The organism is Allobosea sp. GW821-FHT09G06 (genome assembly GCF_059416005.1).
On record NZ_JBWKOI010000001.1, the window covers coordinates 1,724,696 to 1,746,535 of the forward strand.

18 protein-coding genes and 1 tRNA gene are annotated in these 21,840 nt (G+C 67.1%); 13 read left to right on the plus strand and 6 right to left on the minus strand.

Features of this window, described 5'->3' with window-relative positions; translation table 11 throughout:
• Positions 1 to 3 precede the first annotated feature (3 nt).
• From AC07NY_RS08490 to AC07NY_RS08505, 4 genes are read left to right on the plus strand one after another with little or no spacing between them, the layout of a single operon-like run.
• On the plus strand, positions 4 to 1,119 hold the full coding sequence (locus AC07NY_RS08490) for an endonuclease/exonuclease/phosphatase family protein (protein ID WP_494583215.1): 1,116 nt from the start codon (positions 4 to 6) through the stop codon (positions 1,117 to 1,119).
• Positions 1,120 to 1,136: 17 nt separating this feature from the next.
• Positions 1,137 to 2,036: a PhzF family phenazine biosynthesis protein gene (locus AC07NY_RS08495; protein WP_494583216.1), complete on the plus strand. Its 900-nt coding sequence runs from the start codon at positions 1,137 to 1,139 to the stop codon at positions 2,034 to 2,036.
• Positions 2,033 to 2,755, plus strand: coding sequence for an NUDIX hydrolase (locus AC07NY_RS08500; RefSeq protein WP_494583218.1), 723 nt, complete (start codon positions 2,033 to 2,035; stop codon positions 2,753 to 2,755). The genes AC07NY_RS08495 and AC07NY_RS08500 overlap by 4 nt, the downstream gene beginning before the upstream one ends.
• Before the next feature lie 27 nt (positions 2,756 to 2,782).
• The gene (locus AC07NY_RS08505) at positions 2,783 to 4,885 is read left to right on the plus strand and encodes a M3 family metallopeptidase (protein WP_494583220.1); all 2,103 of its coding nucleotides are present in this window, start codon (positions 2,783 to 2,785) and stop codon (positions 4,883 to 4,885) included.
• A gap of 109 nt (positions 4,886 to 4,994) precedes the next feature.
• On the opposite strand, the gene AC07NY_RS08510 is transcribed toward AC07NY_RS08505, so the two are convergent.
• Together AC07NY_RS08510 and AC07NY_RS08515 are read right to left on the minus strand one after the other, a co-directional pair.
• Positions 4,995 to 5,339 carry a hypothetical protein gene (locus tag AC07NY_RS08510; RefSeq protein ID WP_494583222.1) on the minus strand — a complete coding sequence of 115 codons (345 nt, stop codon included), beginning with the start codon at positions 5,337 to 5,339 and terminating at the stop codon, positions 4,995 to 4,997.
• Positions 5,340 to 5,404: 65 nt separating this feature from the next.
• Positions 5,405 to 6,064 (minus strand): YoaK family protein, encoded by a 660-nt coding sequence (locus AC07NY_RS08515; RefSeq protein WP_494583224.1) that lies wholly within the window; start codon positions 6,062 to 6,064, stop codon positions 5,405 to 5,407.
• 394 nt (positions 6,065 to 6,458) lie between these two features.
• Between AC07NY_RS08515 and AC07NY_RS08520 the strand changes: the two genes are divergently transcribed.
• The 5 genes from AC07NY_RS08520 to AC07NY_RS08540 all read left to right on the plus strand — a co-directional run bounded on the left by AC07NY_RS08520 (position 6,459) and on the right by AC07NY_RS08540 (position 10,750).
• Positions 6,459 to 8,021, plus strand: a complete 1,563-nt coding sequence (locus AC07NY_RS08520) for a 2-isopropylmalate synthase (RefSeq protein ID WP_494583226.1) — start codon at positions 6,459 to 6,461, stop codon at positions 8,019 to 8,021.
• A 330-nt stretch (positions 8,022 to 8,351) separates the two neighbouring features.
• Entirely contained in the window at positions 8,352 to 9,629 is a 1,278-nt protein-coding gene (locus AC07NY_RS08525) for a solute carrier family 23 protein (RefSeq protein WP_492287220.1), read from the plus strand.
• A gap of 139 nt (positions 9,630 to 9,768) precedes the next feature.
• Positions 9,769 to 9,844 (plus strand) — tRNA-Lys (locus tag AC07NY_RS08530).
• Between the two features lie 115 nt (positions 9,845 to 9,959).
• The gene (locus AC07NY_RS08535) at positions 9,960 to 10,418 is read left to right on the plus strand and encodes an MgtC/SapB family protein (protein ID WP_494583228.1); all 459 of its coding nucleotides are present in this window, start codon (positions 9,960 to 9,962) and stop codon (positions 10,416 to 10,418) included.
• A gap of 74 nt (positions 10,419 to 10,492) precedes the next feature.
• A complete protein-coding gene (locus tag AC07NY_RS08540) occupies positions 10,493 to 10,750 on the plus strand; it encodes a hypothetical protein (RefSeq protein WP_492287222.1) in 258 nt (85 codons plus the stop codon).
• A 6-nt stretch (positions 10,751 to 10,756) separates the two neighbouring features.
• Here the strand turns inward: AC07NY_RS08540 and AC07NY_RS08545 are convergent, their stop codons facing one another.
• Positions 10,757 to 12,145 carry a M20 family metallopeptidase gene (locus AC07NY_RS08545; RefSeq protein WP_494583230.1) on the minus strand — a complete coding sequence of 463 codons (1,389 nt, stop codon included), beginning with the start codon at positions 12,143 to 12,145 and terminating at the stop codon, positions 10,757 to 10,759.
• Between the two features lie 83 nt (positions 12,146 to 12,228).
• On the opposite strand from AC07NY_RS08545, the gene AC07NY_RS08550 reads away from it, so the two are divergent.
• On the plus strand, positions 12,229 to 13,686 hold the full coding sequence (locus AC07NY_RS08550) for an SNF2-related protein (protein ID WP_494583232.1): 1,458 nt from the start codon (positions 12,229 to 12,231) through the stop codon (positions 13,684 to 13,686).
• 153 nt (positions 13,687 to 13,839) lie between these two features.
• Here AC07NY_RS08550 and AC07NY_RS08555 read toward each other — a convergent pair whose 3' ends face one another.
• The 3 genes from AC07NY_RS08555 to uraH form a co-directional block, all read right to left on the minus strand.
• The gene (locus AC07NY_RS08555) at positions 13,840 to 13,998 is read right to left on the minus strand and encodes a hypothetical protein (protein WP_199088394.1); all 159 of its coding nucleotides are present in this window, start codon (positions 13,996 to 13,998) and stop codon (positions 13,840 to 13,842) included.
• A 177-nt stretch (positions 13,999 to 14,175) separates the two neighbouring features.
• A complete protein-coding gene (gene puuE, locus AC07NY_RS08560) occupies positions 14,176 to 15,600 on the minus strand; it encodes an allantoinase PuuE (RefSeq protein WP_494583234.1) in 1,425 nt (474 codons plus the stop codon).
• 6 nt (positions 15,601 to 15,606) lie between these two features.
• Entirely contained in the window at positions 15,607 to 15,960 is a 354-nt protein-coding gene (gene uraH / locus AC07NY_RS08565; RefSeq protein WP_494583236.1) for a hydroxyisourate hydrolase, read from the minus strand.
• Positions 15,961 to 16,175: 215 nt separating this feature from the next.
• Here uraH and AC07NY_RS08570 point away from each other — a divergent pair, with 215 nt between their 5' ends.
• From AC07NY_RS08570 to AC07NY_RS08580, 3 genes are all read left to right on the plus strand, one after another.
• On the plus strand, positions 16,176 to 17,561 hold the full coding sequence (locus AC07NY_RS08570) for a nucleobase:cation symporter-2 family protein (protein ID WP_492287227.1): 1,386 nt from the start codon (positions 16,176 to 16,178) through the stop codon (positions 17,559 to 17,561).
• 38 nt (positions 17,562 to 17,599) lie between these two features.
• Positions 17,600 to 18,835 carry a urate hydroxylase PuuD gene (locus AC07NY_RS08575; RefSeq protein ID WP_494583238.1) on the plus strand — a complete coding sequence of 412 codons (1,236 nt, stop codon included), beginning with the start codon at positions 17,600 to 17,602 and terminating at the stop codon, positions 18,833 to 18,835.
• 406 nt (positions 18,836 to 19,241) lie between these two features.
• Positions 19,242 to 21,737, plus strand: coding sequence for a hypothetical protein (locus AC07NY_RS08580; protein WP_494583240.1), 2,496 nt, complete (start codon positions 19,242 to 19,244; stop codon positions 21,735 to 21,737).
• Positions 21,738 to 21,840 lie beyond the last annotated feature (103 nt).

A 21,840-nucleotide genomic window follows, 5' to 3' on the forward strand; every position in this document is an offset into this window, starting at 1 on the left:
ACGATGAAGCTGCGCGTCGGCACCTTCAATGTCGAGAACCTGCTGACGCGCCACCGCTTCGAGCCGGGCGGGCGCACCGAGACGGCGGCTGCGATGTCGCTGTTCCATTTCCCGCGTGCCGATGAGCGCGACGCCGTGGAGCGCTCGCTTGCCGTCGCGCTGGAAGACGACAAGCGCCAGATGACGGCGCTCGCCATCGCCGAGGCGCAGGCCGATCTCTGGATGCTGCAGGAGGTCGATTCGCTGGCGAGCCTGCAGGCCTTCTTCGCCAATTACGTCCACCGCATCGCCGACCATCGCTACGGCCATTTCACGCTGATCGACGGCAATGACCGCCGCAACATCGATATCGGCTTCGCGGCGCGGAAAGATCTGTTCGGGCCGGGGCAGGTCACGGTGCGCTCGCACAAGGACCTGACCTTCGCGCAGGCCGGCGTGCATGATCGCGAGCTCGCCATGCTCGGCATCGGGCCGCAGGCCAAGGTCTTCGCGCGCGATTGCCTGGAGGTGGAGCTGAGCCTCAATGGGCGGCGCCTCAGCCTGTTCGGCTGCCATCTCAAGTCGATGAACAACGGCCGCGAGGATGGGCGCACCGCGACACTGCCGGTGCGCCGCGCCGAGGCGCGCGCCGTGCGCTGGCTGGTCCAGCAGCGCTTCGGCGGCGGCTGGCGCGAGACCAACTGGATCGTGCTCGGCGATCTCAACGGCTACCGCTACGGGCTCGGGCCCCGTGCCGAAGTCGTCGATGAGGGCAATAGCGGCATCGAGCCGCTGCTCGACGATTTCGCGGTCGATCCCATGGACACGCTGCCGGTGCATGAGCGCTGGACGCATTTCCGGCGCTACTGGTCGGAGAGCCAGGAGCGGCTGGTCGACAGCCATATGCCGCTCGACCACATCCTGCTCTCGCCTGCCTTGGCGGCGGCGAACCCGAGGCCTGCCATGCAGATGATCCGCCGTGGCCTGCCTTACCGGGTGCCGCTCGATCCGCGCGAGCCGGACCGCTCGATGGCGACGCTTGCGACCTGCGCGAACCGCTATCCGCGCGCCGGCTGGGATAGGCCCAAGGCCTCCGACCATTGCCCGCTCACCGTCGAACTCGACATCCCCGAAGGCTGATCCCCAAGGACGCATCGATGAAACGCCGCTTCGTCACGCTCGACGTCTTCACCACGCGCCGCCATGCCGGCAACCCGCTGGCCGTGGTGCTCCAGTCGGAGGGGCTCGACACCGAGGCGATGCAGGCGATCGCCCGGGAGTTCAATCTCTCCGAGACGGTTTTCGTCGCGCCGCCGGAGAAGCCGGAGCATCGCGCCGCGATCCGCATCTTTACGCCGGGTGGCGAACTGCCCTTTGCCGGCCATCCGACGGTCGGCACGGCGGTCTGGCTCGCGCTCACCGACGAGGCCGAGGGCAAGCCTGCCGACATGCTGGTGCTGGAGGAGAAGGTCGGGCCGGTCTCCTGCGCTGTCGCGATCAAGGGCAGCCATGCCGGCCACGCCACCTTCACCCTGCCGCGCCTGCCGGAGCCGCTCGATCTGCCGGTTGCTGATGCGCAACTGGCGGAAGCGCTCGGGCTCGACTTGGCCGATCTCGGCTTCGACGCGCATCGGCCAAGCGCCTTCTCGGCCGGCGTCGCCTATACGACCGTGCCTGTCACGAGCCGCGAGGCGGTCGCCAGGGCGAAGGTCGCCGGTGCCTTCGAACGGGTGATGGCCGCGACGCCGAACGGCAATGCCTTCGTCTATTGCCGCGAGACCGCCGAGGTCGGGCATCACTACCACGCCCGCATGTTCTGGCCGGGCGCCGGCGTCGTCGAGGACCCGGCGACGGGCTCGGCGGTTGCGGCCTTTGCCGGCGCGATCATGGCCTATGACAAGCCGGAGGATGGCGACCACCGCCTCGTCGTCGAGCAGGGCTACGAGATGGGCCGGCCTTCGCAGATCGCGCTGGAGCTGAGCGTGCGCGGCGGTGCGCTGGTCTCTGCTCGGATCGGCGGTTCGGCGATCGTGGTCAGCGAGGGCGTGCTGTTGTGAGCGATGACGTCGAGAACGGCTCGATCGTCCGGCTGTCGCGGGTCGATGCCCTGGTCGAGCCCTATGACTGGACCTTCGCGCGCGAGAACGCTGAGAAGATCGCGGCGCATTGGGCCGAGATCAGCGCCGGCAAGCCCACGATGTTCAACGGCCGTGTCATGCTGCAGCACCGCGCCGCGATCCGCGACGGCGTGTTCGAGGCGGGTTATTTCGAGACGGACTATGCCGCCTTCATGACCTGGCGCGATGTCGGCCATCCCGGCCCCGTCATCCGCAACGGCTTCGCCATGGCTGCGCTCAGGGCCAATGACGGCGCCTTTCTCTGCGGCAAGATGGGCGACCACACCGCCAATGCCGGCAAGGTCTATTTCGCCGCTGGTACGCCCGATCGTGAGGATGCCCGCCCCGACGGCACGCTCGATCTCGCCGGCAGCGTCACCCGCGAACTCGGCGAGGAGACGGGCCTGCGCGCCGAGGAACTGGCGGTCGGCGAAGGCTGGACGGCGCTGATCGAGCAGGGCCGCATCGCCTTCATGCGCGAGGTCAGGATCGACCTGCCGGCCGATGAAGCGCGCGCCTTGATGCTGGAGCGGATGAAGAACCTCGAAGAGGAGGAACTCTCCGACATCGTGATCGTGCGCGATCTCACCGAGACCGAAAAGCACGACATGCCGCCCTTCATGCGCCGCTATCTCGCACATATCTTCGACGGCAAGTGACCCTGCCTGTTTCGCGAAAGTGATCCGATGAGCTCTGCCGAGACCGCCTATCCCGAAGCCAAGTATCCAGAGGCCTTGCCCTTGCCGGCCGAAAATCCCTTCGCTACGCGCTGGGAGACGCCGTTCCGGCTTCCGCCCTTCGCGGCGATCAGGCCGGAGCATATCCGCCCGGCTTTCGAGGCGGCGCTCGCCAAGCACAAGGCTGAGATCGCGGCGATTGTCACTGAGAAGGCCGCGCCCGATTTCGCCAATACGATCGAGGCGCTGGAGCGGGCAGGGCGGGCGCTCAGCCGTGTCGGCGGCGTCTTCTACAACCTGACAGGCGCCGATACGAACGAGGCCTTGCAGGCGATCGAGCGCGAGATGTCGCCGATCACCTCGCGGCACTGGTCGGCGATCATGATGGATGAGGGGCTGTTCGCCCGCGTCGATGCGGTCAATGCCAGGCGCGATGCGCTCGGCCTGAGCCCCGAGCAGGCCCGCCTCCTGGAGCGCAGCTACAAAGGCTTCATCCGCTCGGGCGCGAAACTCAATGCCGAGGACAAGAAGCGGCTTGCCGCGATCAACGAGCGGCTGGCGGGGCTCGGCACGCAGTTCAGCCAGAACGTGCTGAAGGACGAATCCTCCTATGCGCTGTTCATCGCGGACGAGGCGGGCCTCGCCGGCCTGCCGGATTTCGTGAAGGCGGCGATGGCGCGTGCCGCCGCCGATCGCGGCAAGCCCGGCCAGCATGCCGTGACGCTGTCGCGCTCGATCATCGAGCCTTTCCTGACCTTCTCGACCCGCCGCGACCTGCGCGAGGAAGCCTTCATTGCCTGGAGCAAGCGCGGTGAGAACGGCGGGGAGAGCGATAACCGCGCCATCGTCGCCGAGATGGTGAAGCTCAGGGCCGAGAAGGCGAAGCTGCTGGGCTATCCGACCTTCGCGCATTTCAAGCTCGACGACGCCATGGCGAAGACGCCGGAGCATGTGCGGGGACTGCTGGAGCTGGTCTGGAAGCCGGCCAAGGCGCGCGCGGCGCGCGAGGCGGCTGATCTCGCGGCGCTGGCGCAGAGCGAGGGCGAGAACGGCCCGATCCGCCCCTGGGATTGGCGCCACTATGCCGAGAAAGTCCGGCAGAAGACCTATGCGCTCGATGAGGCCGTGCTGAAGCAATATCTCCAGCTCGACCGCATCCGGCAGGCGTCCTTCGACGTCGCCGGCAAGCTGTTCGGGCTGTCCTTCGCGGAGCGGCCGGAACTCAAGGGCTATCACCCGGATGTCCGCATCTTCGAGGTGACGGAGACGGCGAGCGGGCGCCATATCGGCCTGTTCGTCGGCGATTATTTCGCCCGTGCCTCGAAGCGCTCCGGCGCCTGGATGAGCGCCTTCCGCGGCCAGCGCAAGCTCGACGGCGAGACCCGGCCGATCATCGTCAATGTCTGCAATTTCGCGAAGCCCGCCGAGGGCAAGCCCGCGCTGCTCTCGCTCGACGATGCCCGCACGCTGTTCCACGAGTTCGGCCATGCCTTGCACGGGCTGCTCTCGGACGTGACCTATGGCTCGCTCGCCGGTACCTCGGTGGCGCGCGATTTCGTAGAGCTGCCGTCGCAGCTCTACGAGCATTGGTTCATGACGCGCGAGGTGATGCGCGAATATTGCCGCCATGCCGAGACGGGCGAGCCTATCCCTGAGGCCCTGATCGAGAAGATCGAGACCGCGCAGACCTTCAACCAGGGCTTCGCCACGGTGGAGTATACCTCCTCGGCGCTGGTCGATCTCGCCTTCCACTCGCTGGAGGCGCCGGCGGAGGTCAATCCGCTTGCCTTTGAGGCGGCGGAGCTTGCCCGCATCGGCATGCCCGCCGAGATCACCATGCGGCACCGCACGCCGCATTTCACCCATGTCTTCTCGGGTGACGGCTATTCGGCCGGCTATTACAGCTATCTCTGGTCGGAGGTGATGGATGCCGATGCCTTCAACGCCTTCACCGAGACGGGCGACGTGTTCTCGCCCGCCGTCGCGGAGAAGCTGAAGCGCTACATCTATTCGGCCGGCGATACGCGCGATGCGGCCGAGGCCTATACGCTCTTCCGCGGCCGCCTGCCGACGCCGGATGCGCTGCTGGAGAAGCGGGGCCTGGCGGCCTGAACGTCGCCGTCATTCTCGGGCGAAGCTGTGCTTCGACCCGAGAATCTCTGGACAAGAAGCCACTGGTTTCCGAGATGCTCGGGTCGAGCCCGAGCATGACGAGCCTAGTTCAGCCGGGATAACCGAACTTCGCCTTGGCCGCGCGGATCTGGCCGGTCGCGCCGGCATCGTTGCCGGCGGAGCAGGCTGAGCGGGCGCGCGAAATCTCGCCGCTGACCCGGTCATGCACGCCCTTGGTGGTGTGGCCGGTGGCGAGGTCGTTGTCGATCACCGCCTGGAAGCGCTCGACCTCCCCGGAACAGCCGGTGCCCGCGGGCATGCGGAAGGTGTTCGGCGTGACGCCCGGGGCAGCCTGCGACGGTGCCGGTGCCGGCGGCGGGCTTCCGGACGGCGTCTGGCAGGCGGAGAGCAGGAGCGCGGCGAAGGCCGGGACGAGGATGGTTGAGGCGCGCATCGGTAAGGCTCCGGCTAGTTTGCGCGGGAGCATGACCGATTCCTCGGGCGCGGCAAAGCGGCCCGTCAGTCGCGTTCGGGCATGAAGAGCGCGACGAGGGTGAAGAGCGCGGCGGCACCTGCCGCCAGCCAGATCGCGTCGAGCCCGATGCGGCCATGCGCGACGGCACCCGCGATCGCGCCGCTGAGCAGGCCGAGCCAGAGCACGAAATGGCGCAGGAAGGCGAGCTTCGGCCCGCCGAGCAGGGCGCCGGCAATGCGCTGGCCCATCTTCACCAGCGTGCCGGTCATGTAGGTCAGGCCGATCGTGACCTCGCCGTCGCGCTGGAAGACGCTGTTCTCGGCACCCATCGCGATGGCGAGCACGCCGGCGCCGGCGATGCCGAGCCCGATCGAATCGAGGCCGGCCGAGATCAGCAGGGCGAGCGTGACGAAGGCGAGCACGGCCGCCTTGCGCTGGCGCCCGGCAAAATGTCCGGCCAGCGAGCCGCCGACCACACCGAGCACGAAGAGCCCGAGGATCGTCGCGGCGAGCAGGATGCCGCCGGCATGGCGGCCGGCGAGCTCGATGGCGAAACGGGTGGTGTTGCCGCTCATGAAGGAGACGAAGAAGCCGCCGAGGCTGAGGAAGCCGAGCGCATCGACGAAACCGGCAAGGCCCGACAGGCAGAAGGCGAGGCCGATGACCGGCCGGTCATAGCGCATCATGGCGCGGCGCTCCGACATTCATGCCGGTCCCCAATCTTGCGCGACCGCCGGCCGAATCGCGCGGCGTCATCCTAATTCACAGGGGTCGTCCGTTCTTAATTCAAATCGGCATGCGACATATGCTTGCGTTGAGCCCCGTGCTTCGGTTACATCCTGTCCCGTCGATTTGAGGAACGCCCGTGGTTTCGACCGCCCGCCATGACCTGACGAAGGACTGCGCCGCTGCGCAGGTCGTCGGCATGCGCGCCCGCGCTCCGTTCTCGCTTCTTGGCCTTCTTCTCCTTAGCCGCCCCTGAGGGCCGGCCGGGCATGCTGCCTGGGCGCTCAGGGGACTGACGAGAACCGCCGACAGAAAACCCAGCGCCCGCCTTTCCCAAAATTCCGCGGCGCGCCGACACCCGGAAGCAGACCCATGACCAACCCGACCCAGTCCGGCTCCGCAAAAGACCGCGTCCTGATCTTCGACACCACCTTGCGCGACGGCGAGCAGTGCCCCGGCGCCACCATGACCTTCGAGGAGAAGCTGGAGATTGCGGACGCGCTCGACGCGATGGGCGTCGATATCATCGAAGCCGGCTTCCCGATCGCGTCCGAGGGTGATTTCGAGGCGGTATCCGAGATCGCGCGCCGCCTGAAGCGCGCGACCGTCGCGGGCCTCGCCCGCGCCATCAGCGCCGACATCGCCCGGGCCGGCGAGGCGGTGCGCCATGCGGTGAAGCCGCGCATCCACACCTTCGTCTCGACCTCGCCGATCCATCTGGAGCACCAGATGCGCAAGACGCAGGAGCAGGTGCTGGAGATCATCACCGCGACGGTGACGCAGGCGCGCAACCTGGTCGAGGATGTCGAGTGGTCGGCGATGGACGCGACCCGCACCCCGATCGACTATCTCTGCCGCACGGTCGAAGCTGCGATCCGGGCCGGTGCGACCACGATCAACCTGCCTGATACGGTGGGCTATGCCACGCCGGACGAGTATCGCGCCATGTTCAAGGCGGTGCGCGAGCGCGTGCCGAACGCCGACAAGGCGATCTTTTCGGCGCATTGCCATAACGACCTGGGCTTGGCCGTCGCCAATTCGCTGGCGGCGATCGAGGGCGGCGTCCGGCAGGTCGAGTGCACGGTCAACGGCATCGGCGAGCGCGCCGGCAATGCCGCGCTGGAGGAGATCGTGATGGCGCTGCGCGTGCGCGGCGACGCGATGCCCTACGATACCGGCATCGATGCGACGCAATTGATGCGCATCTCCAAGGCCGTTTCGACTGCCTGCTCCTTCCCGGTGCAGTACAACAAGGCGATCGTCGGCCGGAACGCCTTCGCGCATGAGAGCGGCATCCACCAGGACGGCATGCTGAAGAACAACACCACCTACGAGATCATGACGCCGGAATCGGTCGGCGTGACCAAGACCTCGCTGGTGATGGGCAAGCATTCCGGCCGCGCCGCCTTCCGCTCGAAGCTGAAGGAGATGGGCTACGAGCTGGGCGACAACCAGCTGGAAGACGCCTTCACCCGCTTCAAGGCGCTGGCCGACCGCAAGAAGCATGTCTACGACGAGGATATCGAGGCGCTGGTCGACGAGAACATCGCCACCGCCCATGACCGCATCAAGCTGGAATCGCTGACGGTGATCGCCGGCACGCGCGGCCCGCAGCGCGCCACGATGAAGCTCGATGTCGACGGCAAGCATGTCACCGAGGAGGTCGAGGGCAACGGGCCGATCGACGCGATCTTCAACGCGATCAAGGCGATCGTGCCGCATGAGGTGACGCTGGAGCTCTACGACGTCCATGCCGTGACCGAGGGCACCGATGCGCAGGCCGAGGTGACGGTCAGGCTCGCGCGCGACGGTTCGTCTGTGACCGGCCGCGGCGCCGATCCGGACACGCTGGTCGCCTCGACCAGGGCCTATCTCGCCGCGCTGAACAAGCTGATCGCCCGCGGCGGGCGCCTGCACGCGCAGGCGGCGGAGTAAGAGGGAAGGGCGCGTCAAAGGAAGCGCGTCATCCCGTGCGCGCTGCAGCGTGAAACGCTGCGGCGCAGACACGGGACCGCGTGACGAGTAGGGCGCGCTATCTCACGGCTTCCGCAAGGGCGCCTCTTCCTGAAAACGGTCCCGTGTCTGCGCAGCGGCATTCCATGCCGCAGCGCGCACGGGATGACAGCGCTATCCCTACACTGATTGCGCACAGCTGCCGCCCTCCGATTCCGGTGGATGACGCCGGCGCGATCTGGCGCCGGCTCGCTTTTTGCTTTCATCTGCACGTCCGGTGCGGTCGCTCCCCCGGCGACCCTGGGGAGCGCGATGCCGATGGGCTATTTTCCGAACTGGACCTTGAAGACTTCCGGCGTCGTGATGCCGGACGAGCGGCTGCCGACCGGGCAGACGCTCATCGCCGGCTTGCAGCATGTCGTCGCCATGTTCGGCGCGACGGTGCTGGCCCCGGTGCTGATGGGCTTCGATCCGAATGTCGCGATCTTCTTCTCGGGCATCGCGACCCTGCTGTTCTTCGTGATCACGCGCGGGCAGTTGCCGAGCTATCTCGGCTCGTCCTTCGCCTTCATCGGCGTCGTCATCGCCGCGACCGGCTATGCCGGCTCCGGCCCCAACGCGAATATCGGCGTGGCGCTCGGCGGCATCATCGCCTGCGGCGCGGTCTATGCCCTGATCGGCCTGATCGTGCAGGGCGTCGGTACGGCCTGGATCGAGAAGCTGTTGCCGCCAGTCGTCACGGGCGCCGTGGTGGCCGCGATCGGCCTCAACCTGACGGCGGTCGCGATCGGCATGATCTCGGCCAGCGCCTATACCAAGTGGATCGCGCTGTTCACGGTGGTGGCGGTGGCGCTGATCGCCGTCTATGGGCGCGGGTTGCCGCAGCGCCTGCCGGTGCTGATCGGCGGGCTTGCCGCCTACATCCTCTATGCCGTGACCGCGTCGAGCTTCGGCGCGCCGACGATCGATTTCGGCAAGATCGGCGCGGCCGCCTGGTTCGGCATGCCGAAATTCGTGGCGCCGGTCTTCGACATGAAGGCGATGACGCTGATCGTGCCGGTCGCGATCATCCTGGTCGCTGAGAATCTCGGCCATATCAAAGGCATCGCGGTGATGACCGGCCGCAATTTCGACCACCTGATCGGCCGCGGCTTCATCGCAGACGGTCTCGGCACCATGATCGCCGGCTCGGGCGGCGGCACGGGCGTCACCACCTATGCCGAGAACATGGGCGTGATGGCGGTGACGCGGGTCTATTCGACGCTGGTCTTCGTCGCGGCCGGCGTCATCGCACTGGTGCTCGGCTTCTCGCCGAAGTTCGGCGCGGTGATCGGCACGATCCCTGTCGCGGTGCTTGGCGGCCTCGCCGTCGTGGTCTTCGGCCTGATCGCCGCGACCGCCGGCCGGATCTGGGTCGAGAACAAGGTCGACTTCTCCGAGCCGAAGAACCTGATCACCGTCGCGACCGCGCTGATTCTCGGCGCCGGCGACCTGAAGCTGCCGATCTTCGGCTTCGAGCTCGGCGGAATCGGCACGGCGACCTTCGGCGCGATCATCCTCTATCACCTGCTGAACCGCCGTACGGCCTGACAATCCACAGCGCGGCGAAGCCTTTTTCGCCGCGTTTGAAAAAACTGTCACAGATGGGTGGACAGGGGGCGGGGCCTTTGCTACACGCCCCCTGCCTGACGCGGCTGACGCCGCTGACCGGCGGCGCTTCGTGGCGTATGGGTGATTAGCTCAGTTGGTAGAGCAGCTGACTCTTAATCAGCGGGTCGTAGGTTCGAGCCCTACATCACCCACCACGACCTTTCCTTGACATCGCTGAATTGATGCCTCGCTGAGGCGAATGGCTTGCGCCTTCGCCGGCCCGAGGCTGTGTTATCGTCTGCCTGAAATGGCGACGGAGCGAGCAGCAGCGTGGGCGAATTCGAATTGGTGCTGCGATTGCTGGCCGGCCTTGTGGCTGGTGTCGCGGTCGGCTGGCAGCGGACACTCCAGCGCAAGAGCGCCGGCCTCAGGACCTTCGGGCTGGTCGGGCTCGGCACCGCTGCCGCTGCGAGCCTGTTCAGCGAGACCCTGCATCCCGATGCTGCGAGTCGCGTGGTCCAGGGCGTGCTGACCGGCGTCGGTTTTCTGGGCGCCGGCCTGATCATCCGCCGCGATGGCGACCTGATGCCCCATGGCTTGACCACGGCGGCGGCGATCTGGGTGACGGCTGCGCTGGGCTGCTCAGCGGGCTTGGGCAAATGGCCGGTGACGCTGGCGGCCACGGTCCTGGCGCTCGTCCTGCTGTTTCTCGACCATTCGCTGGAGAGCCGCTTGCAGCGCCGCCATCCGCTCCCGGGCGATGAAGGCACGTCTCGGCCGCCGGACTAAGCAGCGACGCTTCCCCGAGCGGGAGGGAGCCTTTCGGCGGCTCGGGCGTTCCTGTCCGAAAGGACAGGTTTCACATGATGCCATTGGATCAAGGCCTTGCGGCCGCGCCCGGCAATACGCCGGCCATCCCGAATCCGCCGCCCGAGGTGCCGCCGCTGACGCCGGCCGAGGTTCCTCCGGCTCCGCCGGTCGAATCGCCGCCGGACGCCGAACCGCAGGGCATCCCGACCGAGCCGCCGCCGGAACTGCCGCCGAATGCGCCGCCGGAGGCTCCCCCGGCGACGCCGATCGATCTGCCGCCGGGACGCGATCCGCGCCAGCCGCAGGAATAGTCCGGATCAGAGCTTCGGGGCGTTGCCGGCGCCGATATCCCAGTAGAGCCCGGCCATGGCGACGAGCCCTTCGCGCGCGATGGCTGCCGGCAGATGCTCGTCCGGGGCGTGCTGCGAGCAGCCCGGATAGGAATGCGGCACCCAGATCGTGCGCAGCTTCAGGATCTCGGCGAAGATGTCGTTCGGCAGCGAGCCGCCGAGATTGGGCAGCAGAGCCGGCTTCTTGCCGGTGCTCTCGGCGATCGAATCGATGGTGAATCGCACCCAGGCATCGTCGGGGTCGAGCCGCGTTGCGCCGAAGCGCTCGGTTCCCGGCATGACGATCTCGACCATGTCGAAGCCGTGGCGGTCGAGATGACGGCGCAGCGCCGGCGCGACGTCGCGCGGGTCGATGCCGACGACGAAGCGCAGCGCGACGCGCGCCCAGGCACTCGGCGGCACGGCATTGACCGGCGTTTCCGGCACGCCGGACTTCATCGCGAGAACGTCGAAGGAACACCAGCCGAAGACCTGCTCGGCTGGGGACAGGCCGGGCTCGCCCCAGTTCGGGTCGATGGTCGGGCCGTCCGGGCCGCCGTCGATCTCGCAATCGGCGAGCGCGCGGCGAACGCCGTCGGGCAGTTCCTTCGGCACCCATTCATGGATGCGGATCTGGCCGGTGGGCGAGGTGATCGAGGCGATGGCATGGGCGAGCTGGATCGCCGGATCGGAGAGGATGCCGCCCCAGTTGCCGGAATGGTGGCCGCCCTCGCGTGCGGTGATCTGCAGGTCGAAGGTGATGACGCCACGGGCGCCCAGGAAGACCGTGGGGCGCTCGGCATTGAGGCGCGGGCCGTCCGAGGCGATCAGGACATCGGCCTTGAGCAATTCGGCCTCGTCCTCGCAAAGTTCGCGCAGGCCCGGCGAGCCGGATTCCTCGCCCATCTCGATCAGGTACTTGGCGTTGAAGCCGAGCTTGCCGCGCGTCTCCAGCACGGCGCGCAGGCCGTTGATGTTGATGAGGTGCTGGCCCTTGTTGTCGACGACGCCGCGGCCGTACCAGCGGCCGTCACGCTCGACGAGCTTCCAGGGCGAGAGGCCTTCGCTCCATTGCGCGTCGAGGCCGCGGATCACATCGCCATGGCCGTAGCCGATAATGGTCGGCAGGGCGGGGTCCTCGATGCGCTCGGCATAGAGGAAGGGGCCGCGTGCCTTGGCATGGGTCAGGATGCGGCAAGTGAAGCCGAGCGATTCGAGCAGGGGCTGCATCTCCTTGTCGAGATACTCGCCGAGCACCGGAGCACGGTCGGGATTCTGGCTTTCGGTCGGGATCGCGATAAGCCGGCCGAGATCGTCCTTCATCCGGCCTGAGTCGAAATAGTCCTGGGCTTTCGCAATCGCCTGCGCGCGGGTCATGGTCTTGTCGTCTCCCCAATAAGTGGCCGGCACAGTGCCGGTGGACGCGAGCCGGCGCCAGTGCCAAGAGAGCCGGGCGCGCCATGCCCGCCGGGCAGGGCGGGCGCCTCGCCACACGACTGAGCACGTCCAACCGCATGACGATGATCCCGCATCCGCACCAGCTCGTCGCGCGAGACGCCATCCTGGCGGCGCGGGGGAAGGGCGCGGCCGGCTTCCTGCTGGGGGACCTCACCGGGCTCGGCAAGACGCTCTCGGCCTGGCTGGCGCTATCGGCGATGCCGGAGGAGGAGGTGCTGGTGATCTGCCCGAAGGGCGCGATCCCGCAGTGGCGGCGGACCATGGCGCTGTCGGGCCTGCCGGCGAAGCGCGTGACGCTGATGAATTTCGAGAAGACGAAGTCGCTGCTTGCGCCTGTCGCCGACAGCAAGAAGCGCTCGGCGCGGGCGAAGAATAACGAGATCGCCAAGCACGGCCGCCCGAAGCGCGTCTGGCCGCTCGTCGTGATCGACGAGGCGCACCGCATCCGCAATCCGAATTCGCAGCAGGGGCTTGTGTGCCGGCAGATGGCGGAAGCAGCCGATTTCACGATTTATATGAGCGCGACCGCCGGCCAGTCGCCGCATGAATTGTCCTATCTGGCGCCGTTATTGGCCAAGGCGGCGGGCATGCCCACTGCCGATCTCGACGGGTTTCGCGGGCTGATGAAGCGCCTCAAGATCGGCCGCGCCAAGGGGCGCTGGAAGAACTGGAGCTGGGAGCCGAACGAGACCGACCGCAAGGTGATGGCGGACCTGCTCTATCGCGGCGCCAACGCCATCGGCCTGCGCCGGCGGCCGGAAGAGATCGCCGGCTGGCCGGAGGTGCAGCGGGAGCTCGCGCCGGTCGCGCTCGATACCGCTGCGCGCAAGCTCTATGACGCGACCTGGCGTGAGTTCCGCAAGGAGTTGGGCCTAGCCGGGGGGTCGACGCGCAAACCGCAGGGCTGGGCCGCCGATCTGCGCTTCCGGCAGAAAGCCAGTTTGCTCCGCATTCCCGGCACGGCGGATTTCTGCGAGGACCTGCTGGGCAATGACGAGCAGGTCGCGGTCTCCGTCGCCTTCCTCGAAACCAGCGCGATGCTCGCCGAGACGTTGCGCGGGCGCGGCTGGCGCACCGCCGAGATCAATGGCGAGCGCTCCGGCGTGCAAAACGAGGAGACCCGCATCGCTTTCCAGACGGGGCAGCTCGATGCGGTGATCTTCACCGTCACCGAGTCGATCTCGCTGCATCGCGGCGAGATGCCGGGCGGCGAGCGCGAGCGGGCGCTCGTCATCCACGACATGCGCCATAGCGCGATCCAGCTGCAGCAGATCGAGGGGCGTTGCCATCGCGACGGCCAGCACGCGACGATCTTCTACGCCTATGCCGAGGATAGCGTGGAGGAGGCGATCGCCGGCACGGTGATCCAGCGCATGGCGGCGATGGAAGGGCTGGCAGGGGACGATACGCGCATGCTGGAGGCGATCGCGGGGATCGTCGAGGGGCGGGCGACTGCCTGACCCTTTCTCAATGTGGCGCGGAAACACGACGTCATCCCGGGCTTGCCCCGGGATCCATCGTCGGGCGCCGCACTCTACGATGGATCCCGGATCTCCGCTTCGCTGCGTCCGGGATGACGCACGCATTTTACGGGAATTCGCGAATTCCGGGACTCAGTTGCGGGCGCGCTCACCAAGTTCCTTGGCGCCCTCGACAGATGAGCCGGTGAGGCGAACGATACTGTTCCAGGCGTCGCGCGTATAAGCGCCCTGATGAACGACGGCGTCATATCCGACGACCAGCACGATGATGATCAGAAGCAGGCGGAACACGAAAACCTCTCCATTGTCTCCGCGCATCAACGTGGTGGCAGGAGAGGAGGTTCCGGGCCGAGGGGCGTCATTCTCGGGCGGAGCGAAGCGCAGACCCGAGAACCTCAGGACCAGAGGGCGCTGGTTTCCGAGATGCTCGGGTCAAGCCCGAGCATGACGAGGTTGTGAAAGAAGGCCTCAGCCTGCCGGCAGCAGTTCCTTCAGCCGGAACAGGGCGATCTTCTCGACCTCGGCCAGCGCCGTCGCGGTTTCCTGCTCGGGCGTATTCTTCAAGCGCGCGTCGAAGGCGGTGAGGATCTGGGCCTTGGTCGCGCCCTTCACCGCCATGATGAAGGGGATGCCGAAACGGGTCTTGTAGGACTCGTTCAGCGCCGTGAAGCGGACGCGCTCGTCGCTGGTGAGGCGATCGAGCCCGGCGCCGGCCTGCTCCTGCGTCGATTCAGGCGTGAGCTCGCCTGCGGCGGCGAGCTTGCCGGCGAGGTCGGGATGGGCGGTGAGCAGGGATTTCTGCTGTTCGGCCGAACCCTTGCGCATGGCCGCGACCATCGCTGCGTGGAGGCTTTCCGCTGTGTCGTGGCCGGCGCCGATGCCGGCATCATGGGCCGCGTCGGCGATCCAGGGCGAATGCTCCCAGACGCGGCCGAAGACTTCGATGAACAGCGCCTTCGGCAGCTTCGACGGGACATAGCCGCCCTGGGGCGGCTGCGTCCTGACCCAGTGGCGGGCGATGTCGAGGCGGGTCGCAACCCAGACCCGCTCATGGCTCTGCACATAGTCGAGGAAGCGGGCGAGCGCGGCGGCGCGGCCCGGCCGGCCGACGAGGCGGCAATGCAGGCCGATCGACATCATCTTCGGCGCGGTCTCGCCCTCGGCATAGAGCGTGTCGAACGAGTCCTTGAGATAGGTGAAGAACTGCTCGCCGGTGTTGAAGCCCTGCGGCGTGGCGAAGCGCATGTCGTTGGCGTCGAGCGTGTAGGGCACGGCGAGCTGCGGCCCCTTCGGACTGCTGAGCCAATAGGGCAGTTCGTCGGCATAGACGTCCGCCGTGTAGAGGAAGCCGCCTTCCTCCATGGTCAGGGGAATGGTGTTCTCGGAGGTGCGGCCCTGGTAGCAGCCGAGCGGACGTTCGCCGGTGAGCTCGGTCTGGATGCGGATGGCTTCGAGGATATCGGCGCGCTCGCGCTCCTTGGGCGTATCGCGATAGTCGATCCATTTCAGGCCGTGAGTGGCGATCTCCCAGCCGGCCTCCTGCATCGAGCCGACGATCTCGGGATAGCGGGCCAGCGCGCTCGCCACCGCGAAGACCGTGACCGGCATGTTGCGCTCGGTGAACATCCGCCACAGCCGCCAATAGCCGGCGCGGGAGCCGTATTCGTAGATCGACTCCATGTTCATGTGGCGCTGGCCTGGCCAGGGCGCTGCGCCGACGATCTCGGAGAGGAAGGCCTCGGAGGCGGCATCGCCATGGAGGATGCAGTTCTCGCCGCCTTCCTCGTAATTGACCACGAACTGGACGGCGATGCGGGCCTCGCCCGGCCAGTGCGGATGCGGAGCAGCGCGGCCATAGCCCTTCATGTCGCGCGGATAGGTGGTCTGGCTCATGATGGTCTAGCTGCCGCGATAGGTGGAATAGCTCCAGGGCGAGGCCAGGAGCGGGACGTGATAGCGACCCTCCGGCTCGGCTATGCCGAAGCGGACGGGGACGAGATCGAGGAAGGCGGGCTCTGGCAGGGCGGTGCCGAGGCCGCGGAAATAGGCACCGATGGCAAAGGTCAGTTCATAGCTGCCGGGGGTAAGCGTGCCGGAGAGCAGGGCGGCGTCGGTGCGCCCGTCGCTGTTGGTCACAGCCTCGACCAGTCGCTCGCGCGAACCGTCGGCCTTGAGCCGGTCCAGCGTCACCACGATGCCGGCGCCGGGGCGGCCGTTCACCGTGTCGAGCACATGCGTCGAGAGATGTCCCATGATCCGTCGCCCTCTTGATCCCGTTGGCGAGCACAGTAGCGGGACAACCCTTCCGGGCAAGGCGTCCGGGCCTGATCGCGGCGGCAAAACCCGCTCGTCGCGATCAAAGCAGCTTTGACTTTTTGTTGACAATGCTCCCTCGACGCTGCCCGGCGTGCCGCTTTACGCTGCTTTCAGGTGCCGGAAAGGCGCCTCAAAGAAAAAGGGGAATGCCGATGGATGCCGCCGTCCGGAGCGAAAGGGTCGATGCGTCGACCGTCCATCCCGTCGATGAGGTCCTGCCCCCGCCCAAGTTGTTCGCGCTTGGGTTGCAGCATGTCCTGGTCATGTATGCCGGTGCAGTGGCTGTGCCGCTGATCGTCGGCCGGGCGCTGAAGCTGCCACCGGAACAGGTCGCGCTGCTGATCAATGCCGACCTGCTCGCCTGCGGCATCGCCACGCTGATCCAATCGCTCGGGATCGGGCCCTTCGGAATCCGTTTGCCGGTGATGATGGGCGTCACCTTCGCGGCCGTCGGGCCGATGGTGGCGATGGCTTCCGATCCCGCGCTCGGCATTACCGGCATCTTCGGCGCGGTGATCCTGTCCGGCATTTTCGCCGTGCTGATCGCCCCCGTGATGGGCTCGCTGCTGCCGCTCTTCCCGCCAGTGGTCACGGGCTCGATCATCCTGATGATCGGCATCTCGCTGATGCGGGTCGGCGTCAACTGGGCGGCCGGCGCGGCGGCGCCGAACCTGCCGGGCTATGGCGAGCCGATCCATCTGGCGATGGCCGGGTTCGTCCTCGTCGTCATCCTGCTCATCACCAAATTCGCGCGGGGCTTCTTCTGCAATGTCGCGGTGCTCGGCGGCATCGTGATCGGCTGCCTCGCCGCGGCTTCGCTGGGCATGATGCATTTCGGCAAGGTCGGCCAGGCTCCCTGGTTCGCGGTGATCACGCCCTTCGCCTTCGGCTGGCCGACCTTCAACCTGATGGCGGCGGTGACGATGTCGATCACGATGATCGTGGTGCTGATCGAATCGGCCGGCATGTTCCTGGCGCTGGGCACGATGACCGGCCGCACCATCTCGCGCGACGACATGAACCGCGGCCTGCGCGCCGACGGCATCGGCACGGTCATCGGCGGCGTGTTCAACACCTTCCCCTACACCTCCTTCTCGCAGAATGTCGGGCTCGTCGGGGTCACCGGCGTGCGCTCGCGCTATGTCACGGTGGCGGGCGGGCTGATCCTGCTGGCGATGGGCTTCATGCCGAAGCTCGGCGCGCTGGTGGAATCCGTGCCGCTCTTCGTGCTCGGTGGCGCCGGCATCGTGATGTTCGGCATGGTGGCGGCGACGGGCGTGCGCATCCTGCAGAACGTCGATTATCAGAGCAGCCGCAACAATCTCTATGTCGTCGCCCTCTCGCTCGGCTTCGGCATGATCCCGCTGGTGGCGCCGACCTTCTTCAGCAAACTGCCGCATGGGCTGGACCCGTTCCTGCATTCGGGCATCCTGCTGACGGCGGTCGTGTCGGTGGCGCTGAACTTCTATTTCAACGGCATGAAATCGGCCGAGGCCGCGCGCCTCTCGGCGGCGCAGTCCTCGCACGGCTCCGAATGATCCGGCCGTCCAGTCCAAGTTTCTGAAAGTGTGACGCGATGCTTGCAGCTTATCTGATGGAGTGGGGCGGCATGATGCTGCGCTGGCTCCATGTCATCACGGCGATCGCCTGGATCGGAGCCTCGTTCTTCTTCATCCATCTCGACGCCTCGCTGAAGGCGGCGGACGACATTCCGCCCGGCACCGGCGGGCGCGCCTGGCAGGTGCATGGCGGCGGCTTCTACGAGATGCGGAAATACATGGTCGCCCCGGCCATGATGCCGGCCGAGCTGACCTGGCACAAATGGCAGAGCTACTGGACCTGGATTTCGGGTTTTTTCCTGCTCGTCTGGGTCTATTATGCGCAGTCCGAGTTGTACCTGATCGATCCGGCGGTGATGCAGCTCTCGCCCTTCGCGGCGGGCGCGATCGGCATCACGGCGCTGGTGATCGGCTGGCTGATCTACGACCTGATGTGCAAGTCGCCGCTCGGCAAGCATGACGTCCTGCTCGGGCTCGTCGGTTTCGGCTATGTCGTCGCGGCAAGCTGGGCCTTCGCCAATGTCTTTTCGGGACGGGGCGCGCTGATCCATACCGGCGCGCTGATGGCGACGATCATGACCGCCAACGTGTTCTTCAACATCATGCCCGGCCAGCGGAAGGTGATCGCCGCGCTCACAGCCGGCGAGAAGCCCGACCCGAAATACGGCAAGGCCGCCAAGCAGCGCTCGACGCATAACAACTACATCACCCTGCCGGTGCTGTTACTGATGCTGTCGAACCACTATCCGGTGACCTATGCCAATTCGAGCGTGATCCCGCTCCTGGTGGCGCTGGTGATCGTCGCCGGGGCATTGATCCGGCATTTCTTCAACATCCGGCACGGCGACCACGCCAAGTCGCCCTGGTGGTGCTGGGCGGTGGCGATCCTGGCGCTCTGGCTCGCCTTCTGGGTAGCGATGTCGTCCTCGCCCGGCGGGCGCGAGCAGCTCGGCCTCAAAGCGCGCGATGGGGGCAAGCCCATCCTGCTGGCGGGGATGACGCTGCCGCCGACCGAGGTCTCGAATATCGTGACCGGGCGCTGCGCCATGTGCCACGCGCCGGAGCCATCCTGGCCCGGCATCCAGATCGCGCCCAAGGGTGTGATGCTGCACGAACCCGAGCAGATCGCCATGCATGCCCGCGCCATCCGCGCGCAGGCGGTGATGACCCATGCGATGCCGCCGAACAACCTCTCCGGCATGACTCCGTCCGAGCGGAAGGCGCTGGCGGGGTGGCTTGCGGCGGCGCGCTGAGGCTCTGCGCTGTCCCCTCTCCCCTTGCGGGAGAGGGTTAGGGTGAGGGGTCGCGCGACGCTTCCCGTCATTGCGAGGAGCGAAGCGACGAAGCAATCCAGGGGGCAGGTCGAACGCCTCACCCAGCCCCCTGGATTGCTTCGCTACGCTCGCAATGACGATTCGGACCTGAGCGACCCCTCATCCGGCCCTTCGGGCCACCTTCTCCCGCAAGGGGAGAAGGAAAGGACGCCCGCACTCACACATCCCATTTCCGCATTCTTCAGACTGTCATCAGCCTCGTTCACGGAGGCGTGATCACGTTCAGATTCGGTTCAGGTACGCAGCGCCATGGTCCAGCCACTGACAGGGCTGGAGACAGGATCCCAGAACGGGACCGTTCGTGCCGAGGACCGTGGGGGTCCAGTTGAGACGCGTTGATGCAAGGGGCGCCGGCTACCTGCTGGCGGCCATCGGTTTCGTCGTGGCATGGGGCATCCTGTGCTGGCCCTGGCTTTCGGGGGCCGTGACGATTCCGTTCGACGCCAAGGCGCATTTCCAGGCGCAGGTGCAGTTCCTCGCCAACGCGATCCATACCGGCCAGTCGCCCTTCTGGAACCACAACGTCTTCGCTGGCTCGCCGCAGATCGCCGATCCGCAATCGCTGATCTTCTCGCCCGCGATCCTGCTCGCGCTGATCTCGCCGGAGCCGAGCTTCCGCGAGGTCGATGCCTATGTGCTGGCGCATCTGCTGGCTGGCGGGCTCGCGCTTCTGATGTTCTTCCGGGATCGCGGCTGGCACCCGGCCGGCGGCCTGATGGCGGCGCTGGTCTTCGCCTTCGGCGCCTCGGCTGCCTGGCGCGTTCAGCATGTCGGGCAGATCGCGAGTTATGCCTTCTTCGCGATCGCCTTCTGGCTGACGGCGCGAATGCTGCAACGGTCTTCGATCCTGTCAGGCGTCTTCGCCGGCCTCGCGGCCGGCATGATGGTGCTGGAGCCGGACCAGGTCGCGCTGCTCGCCGGCTATGTGCTGGTCGCGATGGTCGTGGCGCACTGGATTTCCGGCGGCTGGCCTGCCTTCAAGGCGAGCCTGCTGCCGATCACGGCCGCAAGCGTCGTCGGCGTTGCGGTCATCGCCATGCCATTGATCTGGACCTGGCTCTTCGCCGAGGCGACGACCCGGCCGGAGATCGATTTCGGGATCGCGGCGCGCGGCTCGCTGCATCCGATGTCGCTGCTCTCCGCCTTCGTCGGCGACCTGTTCGGGGCCAAGGACCCGGCCGTCGAGTTCTGGGGCCCTTATGGCGATGCGCGGGTGCTCTATCTCTCGCAGAACATGGCGCAGGTCTATTTCGGCGCGCTGCCGCTGCTGCTGCTGCTGGCGCCCGGCGTCACGCGCGGCTGGCTCTGGGACAAGTCGGTGCGCCCGCTGACCTTGATGCTGGTCTTCATGGTGCTGTTCGCGCTCGGGCGCTACACGCCGCTGTTCCACCTGACCTATGAATATCTCCCCGGCGTGAAGCAGTTCCGCCGCCCGGCCGATGCGACCTTCCTGATCGGCGGCATCGCGGCGATTCTCTCGGGCTATGTGCTGCATCGCATCCTGACGGCGGAGGCGGGCACTTCGTTCCGCCGCGACATGCTGGTCGGGGCGGCGCTGGTTCTCGGCACGATCGTGCTCGCGCTCGCGGTCTCGCGCGGCTGGGGCCATCTCGCCGACGCCTGGAAGCCGGTTGCGATGGCGCTGGGCTGGTTTGCGCTCGCGGGCGGGGCCTTCTTCATCCTGCAGCGCTGGCGCGGCGCGCTCGGCACGGCGGCCGCGGCCGTGCTGGTCACCGGCGTCGTCGCCGCTGATCTCGGCGTCAACAATGGCCCGAACGAATCGACGGCGCTCTCGCCGCAGATGTACGATGTGCTGGATTCCCGCACGAAGAACGACACCATCGCACTGCTGAAGCAGTTGACCTCGCAGCCTGACGGCTCGCCGCGGCGTGACCGGGTGGAGCTGCTCGGCATGGGCTTCGAATGGCCGAATGCCGGCATGGTCCACGGCTTCGACCATACGCTCGGCTACAATCCGCTGCGGCTGGAGGATTTCTCCGAGGCGGTCGGCACCGGCGACGGCATCGCCCGCCCGGCCGACCGCAAGTTCACGCCGCTCTTCCCGTCCTATCGCTGCCGGCTCGCGAACCTGCTGGGCCTGCGCTACATCGCCTCGCCGGTTCCGATCGAGCAGGTCGACCGCGCCCTTAGCGAGAGCGACCTGACCCTGATCGCCCGGACCAAGCAGGGCTATGTCTACGAGAACCCAAGGGCGCTGCCGCGTGTGCAGTTCGTCGGCGGCTGGCAGTTCGCCGATTTCGAGAGCATGAAGCTGTCCGGTCGCTGGCCGGAGACCGACCCGACCCAGGCCGTACTGCTCGATACCGAGCCGCCGGTCGCGACGCCGGAAGGGCCGGTCGCCGTTCAGGCCGAGGTCAAGCTGACGCGCTATTTCAATGCCCAGGTCGAGATCGAGGTCACGACCCCGGTCGCCGGCTTCGTCGTGCTCAACGATATCTGGCATCCCTGGTGGAAGGCCGAGGTCGATGGCGTCGAGGCCGAGATCCTGCGGGCCAATGTGCTGTTTCGTGCCGTTCAGGTGCCGGCCGGCACGCATAAGGTGCGCTTCAGCTTCCAGCCGCTCTGGGGGGCGCTGGCTGAGCTCAGGGCGCGCATCGAGCCGCAGGAGCCGGACGACATGCTGCCGCCGGCGCCGCGCCACGCCGAGCCGCAGATTGTGACCGCGCCGGGCGAGATGCCGAAGCTGGCCGGCCCGTCCGAGAGCGTGCGCAATTCGCTGGGGCTGGGCACCATCCAGGGCCCGGCGGCGCGCAACGGCACGGCATCCGCGCATATTCCGGGCGACGCCGTCGCGCATTGAAAAAGCCGCGGCGGGTGCCGCGGCTTTCCTGCTTTCAGGGAACCGGTGTCATCCCGTGCGCGCTGCGGCGCGCAGTGCCGCTGCGCAGACACGGGACCGCTGT